This is a genomic window from Paenibacillus forsythiae T98, from assembly GCF_000520735.1.
GTDB classification, from domain to species: domain Bacteria; phylum Bacillota; class Bacilli; order Paenibacillales; family Paenibacillaceae; genus Paenibacillus_AQ; species Paenibacillus_AQ forsythiae.
This window is the reverse complement of the sequence record NZ_ASSC01000342.1, coordinates 1-1046: the sequence shown is the minus strand read 5'-3', so window position 1 is coordinate 1046 and position 1046 is coordinate 1. Positions and strand designations below refer to the sequence as shown.

Annotated in this window: 2 protein-coding genes; both read left to right on the top strand. The window is 58.8% G+C overall.

Features of this window, described 5'->3' with window-relative positions:
- The coding region (locus tag L692_RS32635) for an NHL repeat-containing protein (RefSeq protein WP_462937981.1) at positions 1 to 711 on the top strand (711 nt) is incomplete at its 5' end.
- Positions 712 to 743: 32 nt separating this feature from the next.
- The coding region (locus L692_RS28460) for a beta-ketoacyl synthase N-terminal-like domain-containing protein (RefSeq protein WP_036723231.1) at positions 744 to 1046 on the top strand (303 nt) is incomplete at its 3' end.

Sequence of the window (1046 nt, the reverse complement as noted above, 5' to 3'; positions counted from 1 at the left end):
TGCGGCTACGGAGCTGCGGACAACTTGTTTTACGACAACCGCACGGTTCCGTATGAGCTTAGGCCCATCGAAGTGGGCGATACGACGCCGTTCCGCTTCCCTTCGGGCATAAGCCTTGGGACGGTCGGGCTAAGCTACGTGGATGATCTGGCCGTCCTTCCGGCCAGCTTCGCCGCTGCCGTCGGCGCTGCGGCCGATTGTCTGCAAATCGTGCGCCTTAGCACGGAAGTTAGGAGCGATGCGGAGGCGCCGGTTCCGGTGTCGGTCGGCGGACGAGGAACCCGTGAAGGGCTGCTGTTCATGCCTGTCGCAGTCGCGGTTGCGCCTGGTGGCCAGTTTATCGTACTGGAGGCGGGCAACCGCCGGCTGCAGGCGTTCGACGTGTTCGGCAATCCGTACCCGTACTTCGGAACGTCGGCCTTGCTGCCGCTAAAGTTGAATGGTGGTATCCATTATTTGGATATAGATATCGACGGTTCAGGGCGAATGTACCTTTTATATTACCAAGGAGACGGATCGCAGCCGAGCCAGTACGCGCTAGACATTTACGACGCGGACGGAGCGCTGATCTCCTCTACCGCAGGCGTCAATGCGGATAAGCTGTGCGTCGACCCTTGGGGCAACGTCTACACGCTCGGCTATGAGCTGATGGAAGGACCGGACGGCGATTCTGTCGCCTCCGTCTGCGTATGGGCCCCATTTGCTAGATAAGATGAAAATGCGGAAAGGTAGGTCGCTGACCGATGCAAAAAAGAGAGACGTACCAAACCGCCGCTGGCCGAGATATGCGGGAGGCTATTGCCGTCGTCGGCATGGGCTGCCGGTTTCCCGGAGGGGTGAACAACCCGGAGCAATTCTGGGAATTGTTGAGAAGAGGACAAGACGCCATTATCGAAGTTCCTCCAGAGCGCTGGGGCTTGGACGACTACTACGATCCGGACCGCGAGAGCAATGGCAAAATGGTGACCCGCTTCGGCGGCTTTATCGATGGTATGGATCAGTTCGATCCGGAATTTTTCGGCATCTCGCCGAACGAGGCCGAGCGG